The sequence below is a fragment of the Actinoplanes xinjiangensis genome (assembly GCF_003148685.1).
GTDB classification, from domain to species: Bacteria; Actinomycetota; Actinomycetes; order Mycobacteriales; family Micromonosporaceae; genus Actinoplanes; species Actinoplanes xinjiangensis.
In genome coordinates this window covers 90578-111876 of record NZ_QGGR01000028.1, presented here as the reverse complement: position 1 = coordinate 111876, position 21299 = coordinate 90578, and the positions used below count along the sequence as shown (strand labels likewise).

Sequence of the window (21299 nt, the reverse complement as noted above, 5' to 3'; positions counted from 1 at the left end):
GGCCGGCAGCGGCGTACCGATGCACCGGAGCATTGTGGTGCGGCTGCTGGCCACCTCGATCCTGGTGGCCGTCTGCGCGGTCGTCGGCACGGCGTGGCTCGCGGTCGAGACCACGACCCAGGCGATCCGCCAGGAACAGGGCCGGTCACTCGCCGATGACCGGCACGTGTACGACGTCCTGACCGGTTTCGCCGCCACCCACCGCGGGTGGGACGGGGTCGCCCCGACACTGGACCAGCTGGCGCAGCGGACCGGACAGCGCATCACGCTGCTGACCGCCGACCGGCAGCCGATCGCGGACACCCACCCGGGAGCGTGGCCGACGGACCGCCGGCCCACCGCGACGATCGATCCGCTGGACGGCCCGGACCCCCGCGCCGTCGGCCCCTACCGCCTGACCAGGGACGAGCGGGCACTCGTGCGCAAGTGGGCCGACGGCGTGCTCGGCTGCATGCAGAGCCACGGCGCGCCGGGGGAGACCGTCGAGGAGCCGACCGGCCGGTGGACCGTGCGGGCACGGTCCGCCGCCATCGGTGACATCGCCGCCATGAGCTGCGGAGGCGTCCACTACCCGGAACGCATCCAGACCGAGGCCACAGCGCTGTCCGACCTCGAGCGCCGCGTCACCCGATGTCTGGGCTCGAAGCGGACGGTCGGCATCGGGCCCGGCTTCGTCACGAAGGAGGAGCCCTCACCGAAGCTCGACGCCTGCATCACCAGCTCGCGCCGAGACCAACTGCGACCGTACGTGGCACCGCCCGCCCTGCTGTACGTCGGCGACCCGGCCACCTCAGGCGAGCCCGAGGTGTTCAGCCTGTCCGGCGACAACCTCGCCAGCATCGCCTGGGTCATCGGCGCCGTACTCACCTTGACCGTCGCCTTCACCGTCCTGATGGGGCTGCGCCTGGTCCGGCCGCTGCGCGCGCTCACCGCCGCGGCGGGCGCCCGGCAACCGATGCCGGTCGCCGGCCGGGACGAGATCGGCCACCTCGCCACGGTCCTCAACGACCTGGCCGAGGGCCGCGACCGCTCCGAGCGGCAGCGCAAGGCGATGATCAGCGACATCGCCCACGAACTGCGCAATCCCACGACGAACATCCAGAGCTGGCTGGAGGCGGCCGAGGACGGTGTGACGCCCACCGACAGCCACCTGCTCACGCTGCTGCTGAACGAGACCTCGCAGCTGTCCCGCATCCTCGACGACCTGCGCGACCTGGCCGCCGCGGACGCGGGCACGCTGCGCATCCACCCGGAACCGATGCGGCTGGGCGACGTCCTCGGGGTCGCCGTCGAGGCGCACCGGGGTGCCGCGGAGGCCGGCCGAATACAGCTGACGACCCTCTTCGACCCGCGGACGACGGTGGTGGCAGACCCGGTCCGGTTGCGTCAGGTCGCCGGCAACCTGCTCTCCAACGCGGTCCGGCACACACCGCCCGGCGGCACCGTCGCGCTGCGGGCCGACGTGACCGGCCCTGACCTGCTCATCGAGGTCTCCGACACGGGTACGGGCATCGCACCGGACGACCTGCCACACATCTTCGACCGGTTCTGGCGGGCCGACCGCTCCCGCGGGCGCAATACCGGCGGAAGCGGTCTGGGTCTGGCCATCGTGCGTGACCTCGCGGGGGCGCACGGCGGCACGGTGCACGCGGTCAGCACGCTCGCCGCCGGAACCACCGTCACCGTACGCGTCCCCGCCGGGCCCGTCAGCGATACGTCTTGATCCTGGCGGCGAACGCCTCGTCGACGCATTGCGCCTCGGTATCACCGGCCCGCATGAACTCGCCGCTGTCTCGATACGCGAGCCGCCACTGGGGTGTCTCGACGACCCGTGCCTGGAATCCCTTCTTCTTGAGGCACCCGGCCGCGGTCCGCAGCAGATCGGGGAACTCCGGATTGGTCCGCCGCTCCACGTCGAACCAGCTCACCGGTTGCTTGTCGGCACACGCGACCTCCGCGGCCCGGACCGTCTCGGGCGCGGGCGAGGGCCGCCCCGGTTCGGTGACGCCGTCCTTCGACGACGGAGCGCCGTTGTCGCGCAGGCACTTGAAGTAGGCACGTTCGAGGTCGTGGATCTCCGCGCTGCTCGCATCCGGACGGATGACCGCACCGTCGCCGGTCGCCGCCGAGGCTGCCGAGGCGGGTGCGCCGACCGGGGCGCTCTGTAGCGTTGCGACCTCGGCGCCGGTGGTCTGCGGTTCCGGCTCACTCCCACACGCGGTGACGGTCAGGACAGCGACGGATGCCGCGAGCAGGAGAGACATTTTCCTGAAAGACATACCAACGAAGTTCTCAACGGCATGTCAGCGAGTGGTTAGCGTTGTCCACCGGTCCGGCCGCGGCCCGCGGAGCGGGTCAGGCGGGCGACCGCGTCACCGGTGGCGGCCCGGATCATCGGCAGCAGGGGAGCGGACGCCATCAGGGTCAGGTCCTCACGCCACGAGGTGGTGCCGTCGAGGAACCGCAGCACCCGCTCCGCAGGATTACGGTCGAACAACCGGCCGAAGAACGCGACACCGTCGGTCAGCCCACGATCCAGGGCCCGCAACTGCACCGCGTCCATCCACCGGTGCCGGGCCGGGTATGCCGGGCCGGGCAGCGGCGCCCGGCCGGCCGCGACCTCCCGGGCGATCCGGTCGGCCTGCCGGGCCATCGCGGTGAAGGTGAAACCGGTGGACGGCCGGGTCGCTCCCCCCGCGGTGCCGAGCCGGACCACCCGCGGCGACGGCCGGCTCTCGAAGACACCGTCGGTCATCGGGATCACCCCGTTCTCCACCTCGCGGACCCGCACGGTGTCGCCGTCGATGCCGAGCCGTGTGAGGTAGTCGCGCAGCGCCGCATCGTACTCACCGCCGGACAGCACCGCCGGCGAGAACTCGGTGTACTCGACCAGGGCGAAACGGTCACTGACCGGCAACACGTATCCGAACGACACCCCGCGCGCCGGTTGCGGGGTCCGGAAGTCCATCAGCACCGCCCGCCGCGCGTCGAACAGCGGCCGGTCGGCCTCCAGCCACCAGCCACGAAAATGCTGCAGCCAATGGGTACGGCCGGGACGTCCCGGCGGGCGCGGCCGGGAATCGAGGACCCACCCGGCGCGAACCAGCGGCGCACCCTCCGCATCGTGGACGGTGACATGCCCACCGTCGTCGTGCAGCGCACCGGCCGCGGCGGTGAACCGGATCGCGCCGAGTCTCTGCTCCGCCGCACCCGCCAGGTCGTAGAGCGGCCCGGACCGCAGCATCGCGTACCGCAGCGGATGCAGGGCCAACGTCCGGCGATCGGCCGCGGTGACCACGTCGACGGCCGGCCAGCTCGCGCTGAGCAGCGGATCGAGGAACGTACCCGGAGTACCCCAGAACGCCCAGGTGCGGTCCTGCCCACGTTTGTGTACCGGGTCGACGATCGCCACCCGTACCCCGGAAAGGTTCTCCCGGTCCAGGGCGGCGAGGACGAGCGACGCCGCCCCGCCGCCACCGACCAGAGCCAAGTCGACGTCCACGGGCAGGGCCATCAGGTGATCATCTCACCTGCGCAGACACCGGCACACGCGAGCCGCGCGGGCATTGCGCAGATCGACATGCCGACTACCCTCGGCTGTCGTGGATGGACTATCGAGCGGCATCACGACTCGACTGGCGTCGGCCATCCGCGAGCTGGAGGCGTCCTTCGTGATCGACCCGGCGGCCGCGTTGCGGTGCGCCGCCGATGCGGAGGAGGCCGGCCGGGCCGCGGGGGACGTCGAGCTGGAGCTGCGTGGTCAGGCGCTGGCCGCTGACGCGCTGCTGCGGCAGACCGAGACCACGGGCGACGCGACCCGGATCCTGCGCACCGTCGGATTCCGGGCGGCCGAGCACGACCTGCCGTCGCTGCAGGCCCGGGTCCATCGGCTACTGTCGCGGGTCGCGGCCAACATGGGCGACTACGCCGGCCAGCTGGACCACGCGCTGCGCGGGCTGGAACTGCTGCCCGCCACGACCGGCCCACGGATCCGGGTGATGCACCTGATGGCCCTGGCCGAGGCGCTGTACCGGACCCGGTCGATCGAATCCGCCGTCGGGCGCTATCAGGAGGCCGAGCAGGTCGCGCTCGGCGCCGAGGACACCCTGTTCTGCTCGTACGTGCTCAACGACCTGGCCTACGCCCTGTTCGCCGCCGGCCGCGCCGAACAGGCCGAACCGGTGATCGCCCGGCTGCTCGCCCTGCTCGAGAGCGACGGGCGGGAGCCGATCCCGCCGATGCTCGACACCCTCGCCCGCATCCAGCTCGCCGTCGGCCGGACCCAGGAGGCGGTCGTCACGGCCAAGAGGCTGATGACCTGCGAGTTCGACCCGGAGTATCCGGAAGCCGAGGCCGAGGCGGTCCTCACCCTGGCCACCGCCTACCACCGGACCGGTGCGACGGCCGAGGCCCAGACCACCCTGGACCGGGCCCGGCAGCTGTCCGAAACCCCGGCGCTGGCCCGGGTGCGGGCCAACGTGCTGCGCGAACAGGCCGAGCTGTGCGCCACCCTGGGCGACTTCCGGGCCGCGTTCGTCGCCTACAAGGCGTACCACGAGGCCAGTGAGGAACTCAGCTCCCGCGAGCGGGAGGCGCAGGCCCGCATCCGGCAGGCCGCCTTCGAGACCGCCGAGGCCCGCCGCGACGCGGAGAGCTTCCGCGAACAGTCGCTACGCGACCCACTGACCGGGCTGCGCAACCGGCGGTACGTGGACGCCTGCCTGCCGTCACTGCTCACCGGGGGCGCCGGTGCCCGCCCGGTGACGGTCGCCATCGTGGACGCCGACCACTTCAAGTCGATCAACGACACCTACTCGCACGACATCGGCGACCAGGTGCTGATCGTCCTCGCCGGTCTGGTCGCCCAGACCGTCCCCGAGGGCGACGCCGGCGGCTTCACCGCACGACTCGGCGGCGAGGAGTTCCTGGTGGTGCTCGCCGGCCTGCCCCGCGAGGAGGCACTCACCCGGATCGAGGCGCTGCGTGCCGCCGTACAGCACCATCCCTGGCACACGCTCACCGGCGACCTGCCGGTGACGGTGAGCATCGGCGTCGCCTACGGCCGCCACCCGGACCGCCCGGCCGACGTGCTCGGCGCCGCCGACCGCAACCTGTACGCCGCCAAACGCGCCGGCCGCAACCGGGTGATCGACCGGAAGGCGAGCGGCACACCCGCCCGGAGATGATGTCGGTCAGGCGTTCCGCTTCCAGAAGGGCTCGTCAGTGTCCGCGGCGTCCAGCCAGGCCTGTGCGTCATTGTCACCTGCGTCCGCGCTGCGCCGCATCATCGCGGTGGCCTCGTCGATCCGGCCGAGCTGTCCGAGAAGGTTGGCGAGGTCCCACACCGGGCGACCCCTGTCGCCCGTCATCCGCGCCTGGAGCAGGGCGATGGCCTCGTCCCCACGACCGGTGGCGACCATGCGGTCCAGTCGCCAGTACAGTGCGGCGCGATCCCCGTCGTCGGCGCGGGCCTCGATCTCATCGAACGCACCCGCCTCGGCAAGCATCTCCACCGTTTCCTCGCCCCACAGACGCTCGTTCTTGATCGTGCGCAGAAGCTCGATCGCCTCATCGGCACGGCCGCCGTCGAAAAGGCTCCGGGCCACCATGAGTACGGCGTCATAGCTTGCACCGTCCTGCACCGTCTGGATCGCCTCGTCGAGACGCCCCAGTCGAAGGAGGAGACCGACCAATTCGCCGAACGCGAATCGGCGGAGGACGGCCGAGCGAGCCCGCATGTAGGCGACAGCCTCATCGCCGCGCGATGCGGCGACCAGGTGATCGACAAGCCGGCGAGCGACGGACTGGGAGGCTGCCGCCGGTCGATCGCGCAATACATCGAATGCCTCCGCGGTCCGGTCCGCGTCGAGGAGGATGTCCGCGAGCTGGGTGGCGATCGTGTCCTCCGGCGGCTCACCGCGCAGGACCTCGACAGCCGACTCGATGTCGCCTTCGCGGCAGAGCACCAGAGCCAGCCGCGACGCGGCTCCCTCCACCTGCTGGGCATGGGCCTCCCGGGCTGAGCGCAGCGCCGCACGCCCATTTCCATGCTCGAACAGCAGCGCGTGGAGTCGCCGTCGTCCGTGCTCCTGGTATCGGGGGAGAGTCCCGACCCACGCCTCCGCCTCGGCGATCCGGGCGTCCTTCACCAGATGCTCCAGATATCCTTCGATGCTGTAATACTCGCCGCTCTCGGCCAGGGTCCGAACGTCGCGCAGCCGGCCATTGTCGACCAGGCTTCGGATCAGCCCGGAATCGCATTCGGATCGATCGATTGCACGCCTGACGGCCTCGTCGAGTTCGCCAGCGGCGATCAGACATTCCATGAGTCTTTCGGCAGAGGCGTCATCGCCCGCGTCCGCGCGCGATCGGAGTTCATCGAGCATGCCGAACCTGGCGAGGAGGCGGGCGAGGACCGCGCGGTCGCGTTTCGCCGATTTCCGGTCGTCCGTCGATGCCGCACGCAGGATTCGCAGGCCCTCTTCCCTCCGTCCCGATTCGATGCGGCGAAGAGCCAGCTGTCTGGCGACGTACCGGTCGCCGCTCTCCCATCGGTGGTGCAGCAGGTCGGTGACCTCATCGGATCGCCCGAGTGTGGTGAGCATCGCGGTCAGGCGGGTCGCGGCCGCCTTGTCGCCGTGGTTCATCAGGGCGCGGGTGTGGTCGGCGGCCTGCACCAAGGCAAGGTGATCCTGCAGCAGCGCGTGACGGAACTGATAGACGGCGCCGGCGCGCCGGAGGACGGCCCGTTTCCGGTGGGCGTCATCAAGGAAACGGGCCAGCTGTAGCGGCAGGCGGCCGGCGAGGACGAGCCGGAGATGGGTGAGCCGGAACAGCAGCCGTCGCCACCCGCCCGTCGCCAGCAGCGTCACCGTTCCCAGAACCGCCGCGGCCACCATTGCGTCGGTGAGGCCGCCGACGAGTGCTGCGCTCCCGAAGCCGACCATCGCCTCCAACAGTGACAACACCGCGATAGTCGATGAGCTCAGTTGATGGTTGTCGAATCGGGGGTCCCGCGGTTCTCTCCGCCGGACCGATCGACGGAGAACGGAGCCCATGCTGACACTGCCGAAGGTCGCCCCCACGACTACCGCGACCTCCGAGTTCCCGGTCAGAACGCCCACAGCGAGGCCGCACGCCACACTGGTCGCGAGGTAGGAGCCGAGGATGGGCAGGGGACCGAGACGCACCCCGAACGGCCTTGGCCGCATGGGGTAGACACCGAGAACCTGTGTGGCGACGCCGAGGCCGAGCGGCAGCGCCACCGATCCCGCCGTGATGGCACCACTCCCACCATCGGTGACGGCCCCGCACAGCGCGGCGGCAACCGTCACGGTGAGAAGGCCGGCCCCCACGTTGACGACCCGGGCCAGTCGGCGATGCCGAGTCAGCAGGTCCGGCTGGATCTGCCACCAATGCAGATCGCGGGTTCCCTCCTCGTAGAGGTGGTACGCCAGGGTGGACAGCCAGCGGCGAGCGTTGGCCGTACCCCTGGCGCCTTTTGATCTCTGGTAGGCCGCCGTCACGAACACGTCCATCAACCGGCGGGCGACCAGTTCCTTCTTGGCGAAATCGAGTAACTCGCCGGGCCGGTGCGGATCGCGCTGGTACGCGCTACGGGCCAGAGCGATCATCAGGGAGCTGGTCAGCGTACGCGATACCGGTGCGTCCGGGCCGGCGCGCATGACGGCGAAGACCGGCTCCCACAGGGGCCGGCGGCTCTCCGGATAGGAGAGGTAGGCCGTCGCCGTCTTCGCCGCAACGGGTTCGATCTCGACGACGGCGGCACTGGTCAGGATGGTGTCGCCGGAGCGGACGGCGTCCTCGTACTCGGGTCCGCGGCTGGTGAGAACGAGGTGGTTGCCGAGCGCGCAGTACTGCTTCAACTGGCGGATCGCCTCGGCCCGGCCGGCGGCGGGGAGTTCGTCGAGGCCGTCGAGCACCGGCAGGATGCGGCGGTGCTCGAGCAGCCACCGTGCCACACGTTCCGGATCGCCGGCGTCGGCGAGGATCGTCTGATGCCCGTCGACCAGGCCACGTTCCAGGATGCGGCTCAATGGCTCGGTGTCGGCCCGCCAGCCGTTGAGGGCGATGACCACCGGCACGCGCTGACCCTCCTCCGGGTTCTCCAGCAGTCCCAGCGCGAGCAGCATGGCGAGCACACTCTTGCCCGCGCCCGGTGCACCGAGGATCACCAGTTGGCGTCGTGGCAGTTCACGGAATCGGGTGACGATGTCGACGGCGTCGCCGTCCAGGAACAGCGGCAGCCCCGACCCGGCGGTGCCGTCGCCGAGGACCGCATCCCAGCCGGCGGCGGGCCGTCCGGTAGCCGACCATCGCACCACGATCGGAGCGGGATCGCCCGCCTGGCGGTAGTCGAGTTCCCGGCGGATGGTGTTCTCGACGTCGGCCGTGAGCGCCCGGATCAGCGGGCCGTCGTCGGTCACCGTGCTTCGTGACCGCAGGAACTTCTCCACCGCGATGATCGCGATGCCGGCTCCGCCCACGGGCAGGGCGATGATGTTGGCCCAGCCGGTCCACCGGTCGAACTCGTCCTTGGCGGCGGCGAGATCGGCCGGGTCGGCGTCCGGTCCGGCCAGTCGGGCGACGGCGAGGTCCGCGAGGAGGGCCGATCCCAGCACGACCAGGCCGGCAGCCACCACCGCGACACCGAAAAGAATCCATCCGACCCGGCTTGCTCGCCGCCACCAACGCCACACGCATCGCATCATGGCCGATCCGCGCCGAATCGGCACCAACCTAGAGGGACCAGCGGCGGTGCAGGCGGCGCAGCGGGGCCGGTGCCCACCAGTTCCAGTCGCCGAGCAGGGTCATCAGGGCCGGCAGCAGCAGGCCGCGGACGACCGTGACGTCGAGCAGCAGGGCCACCGCCATGGCGAAGCCGATCTCCTTGACCGCGATCAGGTCGCCCAGCAGGAAGCCGAGGAACACCACGCCGATGCAGAGTGCCGCGGCGGTGACCACCGGACCGGACTTCACGATGCCGGTGTGGACGTCGCCCTCCTCCCTGATCCGGGCGAGCAGGAACACCTCGTAGTCCATCGAGAGGCCGAACACGAACACGAACAGCAGCACCGGTGTGGTGACGTCGATCGCGCCCCACGAGTCGAAACCGAGCAGGGTGTCGCCGATGCCCCACTGGAACACCACGACCAGCGTTCCGAGCGTGGCGAGCAGGGTGAGCGTGTTCATCAGCAACGCCTTGACCGGGATCACCAGCGATCCGGTCAGCACGAACAGCAGCACCACCGTGGACAGCAGCACGACCAGCAGCGCGACGGGGAACCGGCCGGCCACCGAGTCGCGGTAGTCGACGAGTTCCGCGGCCGGGCCGCCGACCAGCACCGGGAACGGCGGATCCAGGGCCCGGACGGCACGGACGACGTCGCGGGCGCCGGCGCCGGTGGTGTCGCCCTCCGGCGTGACGTCGACGACGGCGGCCGGCGCGGTGATGTCGGGTCGCGGTGCCACCCGTACGACACCGTCCAGGGTGTTGATCGTGTTCATCAGGTCCCGGACCGCGGCGGCGGCCGGGTCGGCGTCGACGGTGACGACGATCGGCTCGGCCTGGCCGCCGCTGAAGTCGCGCTGCACCGTCTCCTGAAGCCGGCGGGCCTCGGCGGAGGCGGGCAGCGCCCGGGCACCGGAGTTCTCCAGGTTGACGCCGAACACGAACGGCAGCGACAGGACAAGCAGCCCGGCGGTGACGGCGAGCGCGACCGGGCCGGGCCTGGCCTGCGCGAACCCGGCGAACCGGGCGAGCAGACGCCGCCGGCCGCCGGACCGGGGCGGCGGGATGCGGCGGTGGGCGAGAGCGAGAAGCGACGGTACGGCGGTGAGCCCGGCCGCGGTCGCCAGCAGCACCGCGAGAGCACCGCCGAGCGCCATCGCACCCAGCAGCGGTTCGGCGAAGGCGGACAGCCCGAACATCGTCGCGGCCACGGCGAGCCCGGAGATCAGCACGGTGCGGCCGGCGGTCGCGCCGGTACGGGCGAGCAGCTCCGCGACCGGTGCGCCGGGGTCGGTGGCGCGTTCCTCCCGGAACCGGGCCACCACGAGCAGCGCGTAGTCGACGGCCAGCCCGATGCCGAGCAGGGTGACCACGTTGACGGTGAACGGGCTGACCCCGGTGACCGCGGCCAGCCCGAACAGCCCCAGCATGGTCACCGACACCGTCGCCAGGGCCGCGGCCAGCGGGATGGCGCCGGCAACGAATCCACCGAGGATCAGCACCAGCACGACCGCCAGCACGACGATCGCGACCGACTCCCCGAACGCCGCATCCGCCAGGGCCTGGTCGGCGAACGCCCGCTCGGCGAGTCTCTCCCCGCTGACCAGCACCTCGGGCGCGTCGATGCGGTGCAGCGCGGCGGCGACGGCGTCCTCCACCCGCTCCCGGCGCTCGTCCGGCAGACCCTGTTCCAGCTCGACCCGGATCAGTGAACTGCGGTTGTCGGCGCCGATCCGGCCGCCCGGCGCGCCGTACAGGTCGTCGACCTCCGCGACGCCGTCCATGTCGCGGATCGCGGCGGTGACCGCGGTGATGTCGGCGACCAGCGCCGGATCGAAGACGTCACGCCCACCGACGACGGCGACGACCATCGGCCCCTCGGGCCGCAACCGGTCGACGAGCCGCTCGGCCCGCTGTGACTCGGCGTCCGGCCGCAGGCCGCCGGTGTCGGTGAGCCGGTCGAAGACCGGGCCGCCGAGGACCAGCCCGGCGGTGATCAGAACCAGCCAGGCGCCGAGCACCGGCCACCGACGGCGGGCACACGTACGGCCCAGCGCAGCCAACATCATCCACAAATGCAAACACGAACGCCGGCCGGTGATCGACATCCATCCACCGGACGTACGGCCAGTTCTGGCCGGTCGGCGTGCAGTCGAGTCGGACAGCCGACGCCCTGCTCCTGCGCCTTCTATTTAGGATTCATCAATATTCGCAGGGCCTGGTGTTCCACGAACGGGGGAGGGGAATGCCCGTGCTTCGGCGTGCGCTCGGTGGTTTCTTCGCACTGGTCACAGTAGTCGCGATGTCGTCGTTCGTCGGTACGCCGGCCGCCACGGCGGTCGCGGTGCCGACCGGTTTCCAGGAGCAGATCGTCTTCAGCGGACTGAGTTCGCCGGTCGATCTGGAGTTCGCGTCCGACGGGCGGGTGGTGGTCGCCGAGAAGGGCGGCCGGATCAAGATCTTCGACGATCTCGCCGACACGACACCGACGGTCTTCGCCGACCTGTCGGCCAACGTGCACAGCCAGTGGGACCGGGGACTGCTCGGCATGACGCTGGCGCCCGGGTTCCCGGCCGACCCGTACGTCTACGTCCTCTACACCTACGACGCGCCACCCGGGCAGACCGCCCCGGTGTGGAACGACGTCTGCGCCAACGCCAACGACGGGCGCTGCGTGGTCACCGGCCGGCTGTCGCGGCTGCGGGCCGACGGCAACACGATGACCGGCACCGAGCAGGTGCTGCTGCACGACTGGTGCCAGCAGTTCCCCAGCCACTCCGTCGGTGACCTCGCCTTCGGCGCCGACGGGATGCTCTACGTCGCCGCCGGGGACGGCGCGAGTTTCAGTGCGGTCGACTACGGCCAGTTCCCGTCCGGGGCGCCGACCAACCCGTGCACCGACCCGGCCCGTGAGGGTGGCGCACTACGCGCCCAGGACATCCAGACACCGGACGACGAGACCCAGTTGGACGGTACGCTGCTGCGGCTCGACCCGGCCACCGGAGCGGCGGCGGCGGGCAACCCGAACATCGGTGCGGCCGACCCGGACACCCGCCGCATCGTGGCCAACGGGCTGCGTAACCCGTACCGGATCACCATGCGGCCCGGCACCAACGAGACCTGGATCTCCGACACCGGCTGGACCACCTGGGAAGAGGTCAACCGGGTGGTCGACCCGACCGCGGGCGTGACCAACTTCGGCTGGCCGTGCTGGGAGGGCAACGCCCGCCAGTCGGGGTACGACAGCGCCAACCTGCCGGTCTGCGAAGCCCTCTACGCCGCCCCGGCGGGCACCCACACGGCACCGTTCGTCGCCTGGAACCACGCGAGCCGCCTCGTCGCGGGGGAGGCCTGCCCGACCGGCAGTTCGTCGTCGACGGGTGTGGCCTTCTACCCGAGCGCCGGTGGACCGTACCCGGCGGCGTACCACGGTGCGGTGTTCTTCGCCGACTACTCACGCCGCTGCATCTGGGCGTCGCTGCCGACCGAACCGGGTGGTCTGCCCAGCGCCGCCGGCGTGCAGACGTTCGTCTCCGACGCGGCGAGCCCGGTCGACCTCGAAGTCGGCCCCGGCGGGGAGCTGTACTACGTCGACCTGGGCGGAACCGTCCGCCGGGTGCGCTACTTCCCGGGCAACCAGCCGCCGACCGCGGTCATCGACGCGTCACCGACACAGGGCCCGGCACCGCTGACCGTGACGTTCAACGCAACCGGCTCCACCGACCCGGACCCCGCCGACGAGGGACGCCTGCGGTACGCGTGGGACTTCACCGGCGACGGCGTCACCGACGCCACCACGGCCACCGCGTCGTTCACGTACTCCACGGCCGGGTCCTACACCGCACGGCTGACCGTGACCGACACGCTGAACGCCACCCACAGCAGCACGATCGCCGTCACCCCCGGCAACGAGGCACCGACCGCGATCATCGACACGCCGACCGTGGGCACGACCTGGAAGGTCGGCGACACGATCGCCTTCACCGGCCACGCCACCGACCCGCAGCAGGGCACCCTCGACGCGTCCCGGCTGAACTGGGACCTGGTGATGCACCACTGCTCGGCACCGGACAACTGCCACGAGCACGCCATCCGCAGCTGGACCGGGGTGGCGTCCGGGTCGTTCGAGGCCCCCGACCACGACTACCCGTCCTATCTCGAACTCAAGCTGCTGGCCACCGACCAGGAGGGCCTCACGCACGCCGTGACGCGCCGGCTCGACCCCGAGACGGTCGACCTGACCTTCACCACGGTGCCGTCCGGGCTCCAGCTGACCGTCGGACCGGTGTCGGGGACCACGCCGTTCACCCGTACCGTCATCCAAGGGTCGACCAACTCGGTGTCCGCACCGTCCCCGCAGGGCGCCTCCACCTTCGCGTCCTGGGCCGACGGCGGGTCGCAGACCCGCGTCATCACCGCCCCCACGGCGGCGACCACGTACACCGCGACCTACACGAGCGCCCCCGCGCCACAGCGCATCGGCCACACCCAGGTCGGCGCGTCGCTGGACACCGGCGCCAGGAACCACATGAACGGCTCGCGGTTCGTCACCGGCTCCGACCCGGCGGCGATCAACTCCCTGTCGGTCTACCTCAAGGGCGTGCAGGCGGCGCCGAACAACCAGTACCAGCTGGCCGTCTACGCCGACGCGAACGGCTCACCCGGCGCCCGGGTGGCCTCCAGCACGTCCGGCACGCTGACCGCGAACGCGTGGAACACCCGCCCGATCAGCGCGACCCTGGCGCCGAACACCGCGTACTGGCTGATGTACAACACCAACGGCGACAACAACCTGAGCTACGACACCGGTACGGCGAATCAGGGCGCCTGGAGCACCTCCGCCACGACGTTCGGCACCTGGCCGGCCACGTTCGGGACGTCCAGCCGGTGGAACGCGAAGTTCTCCCTCTACGCGACCGCCGGACCGGACGCCACCGCACCCGCGGTCACCTCGACGACCCCGGCCGGCGGCGCCACCGGGGTGGCCCTGACCGCACCGGTCACCGTCCGGTTCAGCGAGGCCATGGCAGCCGCGACGATCACCCCGGCGAACCTGGAACTGCGCGGCCCGGGCGGCACACTGCTCAACCGGACCGTCACCTATGACACCGCCGGGCAGGCGGCCACGATCACGCCGTCGGCGGCACTGGCGGCGTCCACCCCGTACACCGTGACCGTCCGGACCGGCGTGACCGACACGGCCGGCAACCGGCTCGCCGCCGACCATCAGTTCTCGTTCACCACGGTCGACCCCGCCGCACCGCGCTTCGGGTACGACCAGGTCGGCACCCTGATCGATGCCGGCGACATGAACTACATGAACGGTTCGCGGTTCGTCAACGGCGCCGCCGCGCTCCCGGTGAGCCGGATATCGGTGCACCTGACCACCGTGCGGGCGGCACCGGCGAACCAGTACCAGGTCGCGGTCTACACCGACGCGAACGGCTCGCCGGGCACCCTGGTCGCGTCGAGCACGTCCGGCACGCTGACCGCGAACGCCTGGAACACCCGCCCGATCACCGCGACCCTGGCCCCGAACACGGCGTACTGGCTGATGTACAACACCAACGGCGACAACAACATGAGCTACGACACCGGTACGGCCGGCCAGGGCGCCTGGAGCACGCCGCGCACGTTCGGCACCTGGCCGTCCGCGTTCGGCGCCTCCACCCGCTGGACCGGGAAGTACTCGATCTACGCCTCGTAGGCCGGGTCCCCGGCGCGACCGGGCCCTGTCATAGGGCCCGGTCGAAGACCATCATGTCCTTGCCGGGCCCGTCGTAGCCGTCGACGGGCCCCGTCACGGTGAAGCCCATGCTGCGGTGGAACGCGATCGACGCGGTGTTGACCGGCGCGGTGATCGCCCCCACCCGGACCCGGCCGGCCTGCCGTGCGAGGGCGAAGAACCGCTCGTACAGGTGTCGGCCGAGGCCGCAGCCGCGCGCGGCGGGCGCGACCCCGACGAAGTGGATGTAGGCCCGGCCGGGCTCGGACGGCGAGAACAGCCCGATCAGAAAACCGGCGAGCGCACCGTCGGCACCCCGCGCGACCAGGCTGGTGCGGTGGAAACAGTCGAGGAACAGCCGCGGCAGCGACCCGGCGACCGGGCGCCCCCACCAGTCGTCGACGACCGCGACGATCCGGTCATAGTCGGCGGGCCGTGCGGTCGTCAGCTCCCAGTCCATGACCCCGATCATGGCGGCGCGCCGGTGACGTTGTCGAGCGGACCACGCTCACGCCAGTGGCCAGAGCCGTGCCTCGACCGGGGGGAACGCCACGGTCAGGAAATGCTCGGTGAGGCGGTCGCGCAGCACGCAGTCCGGCCAGGTGACCAGCACGTCGGGCACGGTGCGGTAGCCGAGGGCCAGCTGCAGCAGCGCGGCCGGCGGGACGGCGGCGTGGGTCTGCGGGTCGATGGACGGGTCGGCCGAGCGCCGGCCCGCAGTCACCGCAGTCACCGCAGTCAGCTCACCGTCGGTGAACTCCAGGCGGGCGGCCCGCCCGTACGTGTCGATCGTCATGGCCGGCTCCGGCCAGCGCAGCCGTGCGGCGTTCCAGCGTTCGCGCAGCACCGGGACCAGACGGTCGAGCAGGTCCACCGGGTCGGTCAGCCGCATGTACCAGCCGCGGGGCCGCTTCGGCACCCCGGCCGGCCCGGACCGCACCAGCGGGTGGAGCGGGCTCAGGCGCTGGCGGAGCAGCGTGAACGGCTGCCCGGCCGCGGCGGCGTACCGGCGGCCGACGTCACCGAGGTAGGCGAGCACGGCCGGGGCGGCCCGGGTCCAGTCGGCCGGCCGGTCGCAGGCCGCGGCGAACAGCACCAGCTCGCCCGCGCCGAACAGCTGCACACTGTGCACCAGGTAGCCGCACACGTCGGTGCCGTCCACCAGCACGGCGACCTCGTTGCGGGCGAAGTCGGCGGCCCGGCGCCCGGCGATCTCGTACCGCCACGTGCCGGCATCGCGGGGGCAGCTGAGCACCGGATCACCGGTCAGGCGCCGGTCGATGGCGGCGAGGGCGTCCGCATCGCCGACGCCGGCCGGCCGGACCGTCAGGCCGGCACCGGAACCGTTGCTCCCGACGGTCGGCAGCGAGGCGGCGGGCACGCTGGGAGCACCGTCGTCGGCGAGGGCGTAGTCGTAGCCGAGCCGCCGGTAGAAGTACGGGATCCCCTCGATCATCTGGAGGGTGACGCCGTCGGCCCGGTACCGCTCGTGCAGGGCGGTGAACAGCAGCTCGGTGAGCCGGTTCCCGCGGTGCCCCGGGTCGGTCGCGACCAGTTCCACCTGGCCCACCGGCAGCCGCACACCGCCCAGATACCAGTCCTGGCGCAGCCCCACCAGGCTCGCCGCGGGCCGTCCGGTGGCGGTGTCCTCGACGACCAGGAAGTCGGCCGGCGTGACCGTCGGGTGGCCGTCCATCAGGTCGAGTACCCACGCCTCGATGCCCGGATGGGGTTCGCCGCCGCCAGCCGGCTGCAACTGCGTCGACGCCTGGAGGGTGGCGAGGCCGGCCGCGTCCTCCGCCCGACCCACCCGGACCGTGTAACGAGTGTCTACCGAAGTCATAGCTTACGTTCTACCAGGACGGTCCAGCCGCATCCAGGCGGTGTCCAGTCCGTGTCCCGCACATCTGCATAGCTTCGGCCGCAGCACCTCACCACAGCGGAAGAAGACCTTCGGAGGGCCCCGCCCGGCGGCCGACCGGCTCCGGGTGATCAGCGGCAAAGCCCAGGCCGTCATCCCGCCGCCGGCCGACCACGGCCTGCTGCTGGCGACCGGCAACCTCGGCTTCAACGCCGGATTCCTCTGCAGGGAGAGGACAGGGGACAGGCCAGGATGGGCGAGCCGGTCGGCGCCACCTCCCGCCGCGACTCCCCACGGGAAGCACTCGATCACAAGCCGCCGACTTTGCAGATGGAGAAGAGATGCCCCACCCCGACCAGTCCTCGATCCGACACCAAAGCAGTAACCCCATCGATACGTTTCGTGATGACGGCAGTCCAGGGGAGGTGCGTTCGATGCCCGAAACGGCGGTATCGGCTGTTGCGACCCACCTGACCGGTCCGACCGGTCCAGTGACTCGGTCATCAATCCCGCTCTACCGTGCCGCGGTGACTTCCAGCGCCCACGCCATCACCGCCGCACTGCACCTTCGCCGCACGGGACTCGGCGCCGGCAAAACGCACAGCCTGCTGTTCTTCTGCCAAGGCCATCACCTCGCCGACCTCGGCGAACCGCTGTTCGCCGAACCGATCTGGGCCGTTGCGGGCGGTGCCCACGTCGACGAACTCGACGACAGCGACACCGAGCCGCCCACCGGCGAACTGCTCGCCACCGTCGACCGGGTAATGGCCCGCTACGGCGGCCTGTCCGCCGGTGAACTGCGCACCCTGATCTGGGCCTCGGACCCGTGGCAGTTGGCTGCCAGCCGCCCAGACGACCCCCGCATCGAGTGGATGTGGCTGCAGGACTGGTTCGGCAGGGCAGCCCACGACCCGGACGAGGCCCCGCTGTTGAGCAGCAACCAACTGACCGGACTCGCCGAGCGGGCGCTCAACGAACCGGCCGGCGCGGGCGTGCCGGACTCCCGTGACCGCATCCAGGCCCGCATCGACGAAGCGAGGAGACGCGCCTCTCGTGCCCCGTGACCGACCGAAGCCGTGGGACCTCATCGACTTCGGTCCGAGGCTGGAACAGTTCGAGCAGCAGGAGAAGCCACCACCCGATCTACTGATCATCATCGGAAGCTGGCTTCTCCACCTACTCGACAACGCCGATGTCGGCCAACGCTTGACGAACATGCCGGGGTGGCGGTTCGCCGTCATTCCCGGCACCCACAGCGGCGTCGACATGGTCACCTGCATCTTCCGCGTCGACACGGAGGCCAGGACCGCCACTTGCAGCTTTTTCGCCTATCAGGCGCCGCCGTTCGGTCCAGCCTGACCTGCGGTACTGCTGTCGCGAGGCGGGGCCGCGTATCGTGGCTGTCGTGGGTTCCCGTGCAGCGACGTCAGCGGGCCGGCTGAGCCGGCCCGGTCGGCGTGCTCTTGTCGCTGCCGAGATGAGCGACCTGCACGGCCCGGTCTCCGGGGTCGTCGAGTTGCCGCACCGGATGGTGTGGGCTCCGGCGCCGGCGGGCCGGTTCGACCTGGATGACACCTACGATCGGCTGCGCCTGTACGAGATCGTGCTTCGGGAGGCGGTTCGGCCCGCCGAACTCGAGACCTGGCTGAACCGGGACCTGCTGCTCGAGTTGTGGCCGCGGCTGTACCTGCCCCGTGGGGTGCGGCGGGCGTGGGAGGACGTTCATCCGCATCTCGCGGCGGTTCCGGTCATTTGACGGGCGGGGTCGACGCCTTTCATCTGCAGGTGGCCCGGACAGCGCTTGCGGTGGCTGACCGGTTCGGGTTCGTTCTCGGTGGGGGCCTGGCTCTGATCCTGCACGGGATCGTGTCGCGGCCGACTGAGGACGTGGACGTGTTCGGCGATGAGGATTCCAGCATCGCCGCCGCGGCGAAGGCGGTCACCGAAGCCCTCCGGGCGGCGGGCATCGCCGTCGAACAGGTTGATACCGGCTCAGACGTCGTCGAAGGTCTCGACTATCTGATGGCTGAACTGGTTGCGTACCGTCCTGGCCCGGCGGGTGGACAGGTGCGGTTGAGTCTGGGCCATCTGCAGCGGACACGGGAGCCGGTGGTGCTCGATATCGGTCGGGTGATGGCCGTCGACGATCTGATCGCGTGGAAGGTCGCCGCGCTGGCGAACCGGGCGGAGGTCCGTGACTTCGTAGACGTGGCCGCGTTCTTGGCCGATCTGTCCCCTGCCGCCCTGGTGTCTTTGGCCAAAACCGTGGATCCAGGCATGTTCGATGAGGACGTGGCCGCGGCCGGCCGCCGTCTGGATGAGACCCCGGACCGGGCGTTCAGTGCCTACGGTCTCGACGCGGAGCAGGTGAAGCTCCTGCGGGCGCGATTTCAGGATTGGCCTCGTTGACCCGGTCCGGATGATCGGTCTGCGCATGTGACCCTTCACGCCGCAACCCGGCACGGTCGGCACTGATGGACGGACGTGAACGGGTTCCGCGGCCCACGCCAGTCTCGGCATCAGCTGCGAGCGGGTGGCCTGACTGCTCTCCCGGCGTCTCGCCCGGGTCCGGAGCCTGCAACGGTTCGGCGACGAACCAGCACCGCGTCTGCGATCATCGCGCCCGGGTGCCCCGCCGAAGTCACTGGTGAGCCCGCAGACAGCGGGTGCCGTACTTCGAAAGGGTCCGCTCTTGCGTCTCGCTCTGCGCCGCCTCGCCGTGACCGCCCTCTTCGCCCCGGTCGCCGCCTTCGGCGTCACCACGATGATCGCGAGCCCGGCCGAGGCCGCCCCGGCGGAGTCGCACCCGGGCGGTCACTGGAAGCCGGGCCCGGGCAACCACGGTCACTGGAAGGGCTCGGGCGGGCGCGGCCCGTCGTGGCCCACCCCGGGCCGGTACCTCCCGGGTCAGCCCTTCCCCGGTCAGCCTTACCCCGGCCAGCACTTCCCGGGCCAGCCTTTCCCCGGCCAGCCCTACCCGGGCCAGCCCGTAGGCGGCCAGCCCTTCCCGGGAGAGCCCATGCCGGGTCAGCCCCTACCGGCTGAGCCGACCACGCCCGCTCCGGCCACTCCTGCCCCGGACATGCCGGCCCCGGCCACGCCCGCGCCGGGCGACTCCACCGGGCAGACCTTGGAAGGCGAGATCAACCGGCTGGTCAACGACCAGCGCACCGGCAACGGGTGCGAGGTCCTGACGGTCAACGACCAGCTCGCCACGGCCGCCCGGGACCACAGCGCCTGGATGGCCGAGACCGGCACGCTCTCGCACACCGGCAAGGACGGCTCGACCTTCGTCATGCGCGCCCAGGCCGCCGGCTACGCGCAGCCGTCCGCCGAGAACATCGCCATGGGCTACCGCACCGCGGCCGAGGTCGTCGACGGCTGGATGAACAGCGCCGGCCACCGCGCGAACATCCTGAACTGCGAGTCCACGACCGTCGGTGTCGGCATCGCGAACACCGCCGACGGCACGCCGTACTACACCCAGGTCTTCGGTCGCTGAATTCCGTAGGACCTGTGATGCCCCAGCCGATCCCCCTGCGGCTGGGGCATCACTGTTTTTCGTGAGCCGCGTCATGGGCGCTGGCAGGATCCACGTTCGGTGACGTAATTTCGTCAATTAGCGAAATGCCGAAGGACGGGGCCGGAATGCTGGAGGAGTGCAAGGCGCTGTCGAACGAGACACGCCTGGCGATCCTGGATTGGCTGAAGGACCCGGCCGTGCACTTCCCCGGGGCCGAAGGCGCCGACGCCGGCGTCTGCGTGGGGCTGATCCAGCGCCGGGCCGGCTGCTCGATCTCCACCATCTCCGCGCACCTGGCGATCCTGCAACGGGCCGGATTCCTCCGCGCCACCCGCCGCGGGCAGTGGATCCACTACCGCCGCGACGAGGACCGCATCCGCGCCTTCACCGAACGCCTGCACCGCGACCTGTGACATCGGAAGGCGGCACCACCATGCCCACCGCACTCTCCCTGCTCGACCTGGCACCGATCGCCGCCGGGCAGACCGCCCGCGACAGCCTCCAGGCCAGCGTGGCCCTCGCCCGCGCCGCGGAAAGCGCCGGCTACCAGCGGGTCTGGTATGCCGAGCACCACAACATGGCCACGATCGCGTCGTCGGCCACCAGCGTGGTGATCGGCCACGTGGCCGCACACACCTCGTCGATCCGCCTCGGCGCCGGCGGCATCATGCTGCCGAACCACTCACCGCTGGTCATCGCCGAGCAGTTCGGCACCCTGGAGACGCTCTTCCCGGGACGCATCGACCTCGGGCTCGGCCGCGCGCCCGGCAGCGACCAGGTCACCATGAGGGCGTTGCGCCGCGACCACCTCTCCGCCGACACCTTCCCGCAGGACGTCCTGGAACTCCAGGGATATCTGGCGGGCCGGTCGGTGATCCCGGGCGTGCAGGCGGTGCCCCGCGCCGAGCAGCCGGTGCCGCTCTACATCCTCGGATCGTCACTGTTCGGAGCACAGCTGGCGGCACGTCTGGGCCTGCCGTACGCGTTCGCCTCGCACTTCGCCCCCGAGGCACTGCACCAGGCGGTCCGGGTCTACCGCGAGACGTTCACCCCGTCACGGCAGCTCGCCGAGCCGTACGTGATCGTGGGCGTCAACGTGGTGGCCGCCGACACCCACGACGAGGCCGTCGCGCAGATGAGGTCGGCCTACCGCGCCCGGACCCGGGCGTTCATCTCCCGCGGCACGGTCGGGCGCAACTACACCGACGCCGAGATCGACGCGTTCCTGGCCTCGCCGAACGGGCAGAACCTGGCGTCGATGACCCGCTACACGGCGGTCGGCACACCCGAGGAGGTCCGCGACTACCTGGAGGACTTCGCCGCCACGGCGCACGCCGACGAGCTGATCACCGCGCACCACGCCCAGTCGCTGCCGGACCGCCTGCGGTCGGTCGAGTTGACCGGCGCGGTGATGGCGGCCCCGGCAGCGGCCTGAGCG

General features: G+C 71.1%; 16 protein-coding genes. 10 read left to right on the top strand and 6 right to left on the bottom strand.

What is annotated here, in order from left to right; all coding sequences use genetic code 11:
- Nucleotides 1-19: 19 nt before the first annotated feature.
- Nucleotides 20-1723, top strand: coding sequence for a sensor histidine kinase (locus tag BC793_RS39625; RefSeq protein ID WP_239170545.1), 1704 nt, complete (start codon nucleotides 20-22; stop codon nucleotides 1721-1723).
- Here the strand turns inward: BC793_RS39625 and BC793_RS39620 are convergent.
- Together BC793_RS39620 and BC793_RS39615 are read right to left on the bottom strand one after the other, a co-directional pair.
- Entirely contained in the window at nucleotides 1707-2279 is a 573-nt protein-coding gene (locus BC793_RS39620) for a hypothetical protein (protein WP_146246678.1), read from the bottom strand. The genes BC793_RS39625 and BC793_RS39620 overlap by 17 nt on opposite strands.
- Nucleotides 2280-2314: 35 nt before the next feature.
- Nucleotides 2315-3514 carry a lycopene cyclase family protein gene (locus BC793_RS39615; protein WP_109601746.1) on the bottom strand — a complete coding sequence of 400 codons (1200 nt, stop codon included), beginning with the start codon at nucleotides 3512-3514 and terminating at the stop codon, nucleotides 2315-2317.
- An 88-nt stretch (nucleotides 3515-3602) separates the two neighbouring features.
- Between BC793_RS39615 and BC793_RS39610 the strand changes: the two genes are divergently transcribed.
- Nucleotides 3603-5186, top strand: coding sequence for a tetratricopeptide repeat-containing diguanylate cyclase (locus BC793_RS39610; protein WP_109601745.1), 1584 nt, complete (start codon nucleotides 3603-3605; stop codon nucleotides 5184-5186).
- 6 nt (nucleotides 5187-5192) lie between these two features.
- Here the strand turns inward: BC793_RS39610 and BC793_RS39605 are convergent, their stop codons facing one another.
- Complete coding sequence (locus BC793_RS39605; RefSeq protein WP_275416292.1) at nucleotides 5193-8729, bottom strand: NACHT domain-containing protein; 3537 nt, start codon at nucleotides 8727-8729, stop codon at nucleotides 5193-5195.
- 31 nt (nucleotides 8730-8760) lie between these two features.
- A complete protein-coding gene (locus BC793_RS39600) occupies nucleotides 8761-10821 on the bottom strand; it encodes an MMPL family transporter (protein ID WP_239170547.1) in 2061 nt (686 codons plus the stop codon).
- Nucleotides 10822-11054: 233 nt separating this feature from the next.
- On the opposite strand from BC793_RS39600, the gene BC793_RS39595 reads away from it, so the two are divergent.
- The gene (locus BC793_RS39595) at nucleotides 11055-14459 is read left to right on the top strand and encodes a PQQ-dependent sugar dehydrogenase (RefSeq protein WP_239170548.1); all 3405 of its coding nucleotides are present in this window, start codon (nucleotides 11055-11057) and stop codon (nucleotides 14457-14459) included.
- A 28-nt stretch (nucleotides 14460-14487) separates the two neighbouring features.
- Here BC793_RS39595 and BC793_RS39590 read toward each other — a convergent pair whose 3' ends face one another.
- Together BC793_RS39590 and BC793_RS39585 are read right to left on the bottom strand one after the other, a co-directional pair.
- On the bottom strand, nucleotides 14488-14937 hold the full coding sequence (locus tag BC793_RS39590; RefSeq protein ID WP_203896536.1) for a GNAT family N-acetyltransferase: 450 nt from the start codon (nucleotides 14935-14937) through the stop codon (nucleotides 14488-14490).
- 48 nt (nucleotides 14938-14985) lie between these two features.
- Nucleotides 14986-16320 (bottom strand): GNAT family N-acetyltransferase, encoded by a 1335-nt coding sequence (locus BC793_RS39585; protein ID WP_109601741.1) that lies wholly within the window; start codon nucleotides 16318-16320, stop codon nucleotides 14986-14988.
- 545 nt (nucleotides 16321-16865) lie between these two features.
- On the opposite strand from BC793_RS39585, the gene BC793_RS50410 reads away from it, so the two are divergent.
- The 7 genes from BC793_RS50410 to BC793_RS39550 all read left to right on the top strand — a co-directional run bounded on the left by BC793_RS50410 (nucleotide 16866) and on the right by BC793_RS39550 (nucleotide 21296).
- Nucleotides 16866-17402: a Panacea domain-containing protein gene (locus BC793_RS50410; RefSeq protein ID WP_170167331.1), complete on the top strand. Its 537-nt coding sequence runs from the start codon at nucleotides 16866-16868 to the stop codon at nucleotides 17400-17402.
- Complete coding sequence (locus BC793_RS39575; protein WP_109601739.1) at nucleotides 17392-17697, top strand: hypothetical protein; 306 nt, start codon at nucleotides 17392-17394, stop codon at nucleotides 17695-17697. Before BC793_RS50410 ends, BC793_RS39575 begins: the two co-directional genes overlap by 11 nt.
- 118 nt (nucleotides 17698-17815) lie before the next feature.
- Complete coding sequence (locus BC793_RS39570) at nucleotides 17816-18094, top strand: hypothetical protein (protein ID WP_239170549.1); 279 nt, start codon at nucleotides 17816-17818, stop codon at nucleotides 18092-18094.
- A gap of 50 nt (nucleotides 18095-18144) precedes the next feature.
- Nucleotides 18145-18747 (top strand): nucleotidyl transferase AbiEii/AbiGii toxin family protein, encoded by a 603-nt coding sequence (locus tag BC793_RS39565; RefSeq protein WP_239170550.1) that lies wholly within the window; start codon nucleotides 18145-18147, stop codon nucleotides 18745-18747.
- Between the two features lie 283 nt (nucleotides 18748-19030).
- A complete protein-coding gene (locus BC793_RS52515) occupies nucleotides 19031-19840 on the top strand; it encodes a CAP domain-containing protein (protein ID WP_275416290.1) in 810 nt (269 codons plus the stop codon).
- 125 nt (nucleotides 19841-19965) lie between these two features.
- Nucleotides 19966-20274, top strand: a complete 309-nt coding sequence (locus tag BC793_RS39555; protein ID WP_203896537.1) for an ArsR/SmtB family transcription factor — start codon at nucleotides 19966-19968, stop codon at nucleotides 20272-20274.
- 20 nt (nucleotides 20275-20294) lie between these two features.
- Nucleotides 20295-21296: an LLM class flavin-dependent oxidoreductase gene (locus tag BC793_RS39550; RefSeq protein ID WP_109601770.1), complete on the top strand. Its 1002-nt coding sequence runs from the start codon at nucleotides 20295-20297 to the stop codon at nucleotides 21294-21296.
- Nucleotides 21297-21299 lie beyond the last annotated feature (3 nt).

Bases quoted from the DNA above. Each gene is read 5' to 3' on its own strand.
- BC793_RS39590 (WP_203896536.1), bottom strand. From the start codon at position 14,937: ATGGACTGGGAGCTGACGACCGCACGGCCCGCCGACTATGACCGGATC.
- BC793_RS39605 (WP_275416292.1), bottom strand. From the start codon at position 8,729: ATGCGATGCGTGTGGCGTTGGTGGCGGCGAGCAAGCCGGGTCGGATGG.
- BC793_RS39600 (WP_239170547.1), bottom strand. From the start codon at position 10,821: ATGATGTTGGCTGCGCTGGGCCGTACGTGTGCCCGCCGTCGGTGGCCG.
- BC793_RS39585 (WP_109601741.1), bottom strand. From the start codon at position 16,320: ATGACTTCGGTAGACACTCGTTACACGGTCCGGGTGGGTCGGGCGGAG.
- BC793_RS39570 (WP_239170549.1), top strand. From the start codon at position 17,816: ATGAGCGACCTGCACGGCCCGGTCTCCGGGGTCGTCGAGTTGCCGCAC.
- BC793_RS39625 (WP_239170545.1), top strand. From the start codon at position 20: ATGCACCGGAGCATTGTGGTGCGGCTGCTGGCCACCTCGATCCTGGTG.
- BC793_RS39615 (WP_109601746.1), bottom strand. From the start codon at position 3,514: ATGGCCCTGCCCGTGGACGTCGACTTGGCTCTGGTCGGTGGCGGCGGG.
- BC793_RS39595 (WP_239170548.1), top strand. From the start codon at position 11,055: ATGTCGTCGTTCGTCGGTACGCCGGCCGCCACGGCGGTCGCGGTGCCG.
- BC793_RS39555 (WP_203896537.1), top strand. From the start codon at position 19,966: ATGCCGAAGGACGGGGCCGGAATGCTGGAGGAGTGCAAGGCGCTGTCG.
- BC793_RS39620 (WP_146246678.1), bottom strand. From the start codon at position 2,279: ATGTCTTTCAGGAAAATGTCTCTCCTGCTCGCGGCATCCGTCGCTGTC.
- BC793_RS39550 (WP_109601770.1), top strand. From the start codon at position 20,295: ATGCCCACCGCACTCTCCCTGCTCGACCTGGCACCGATCGCCGCCGGG.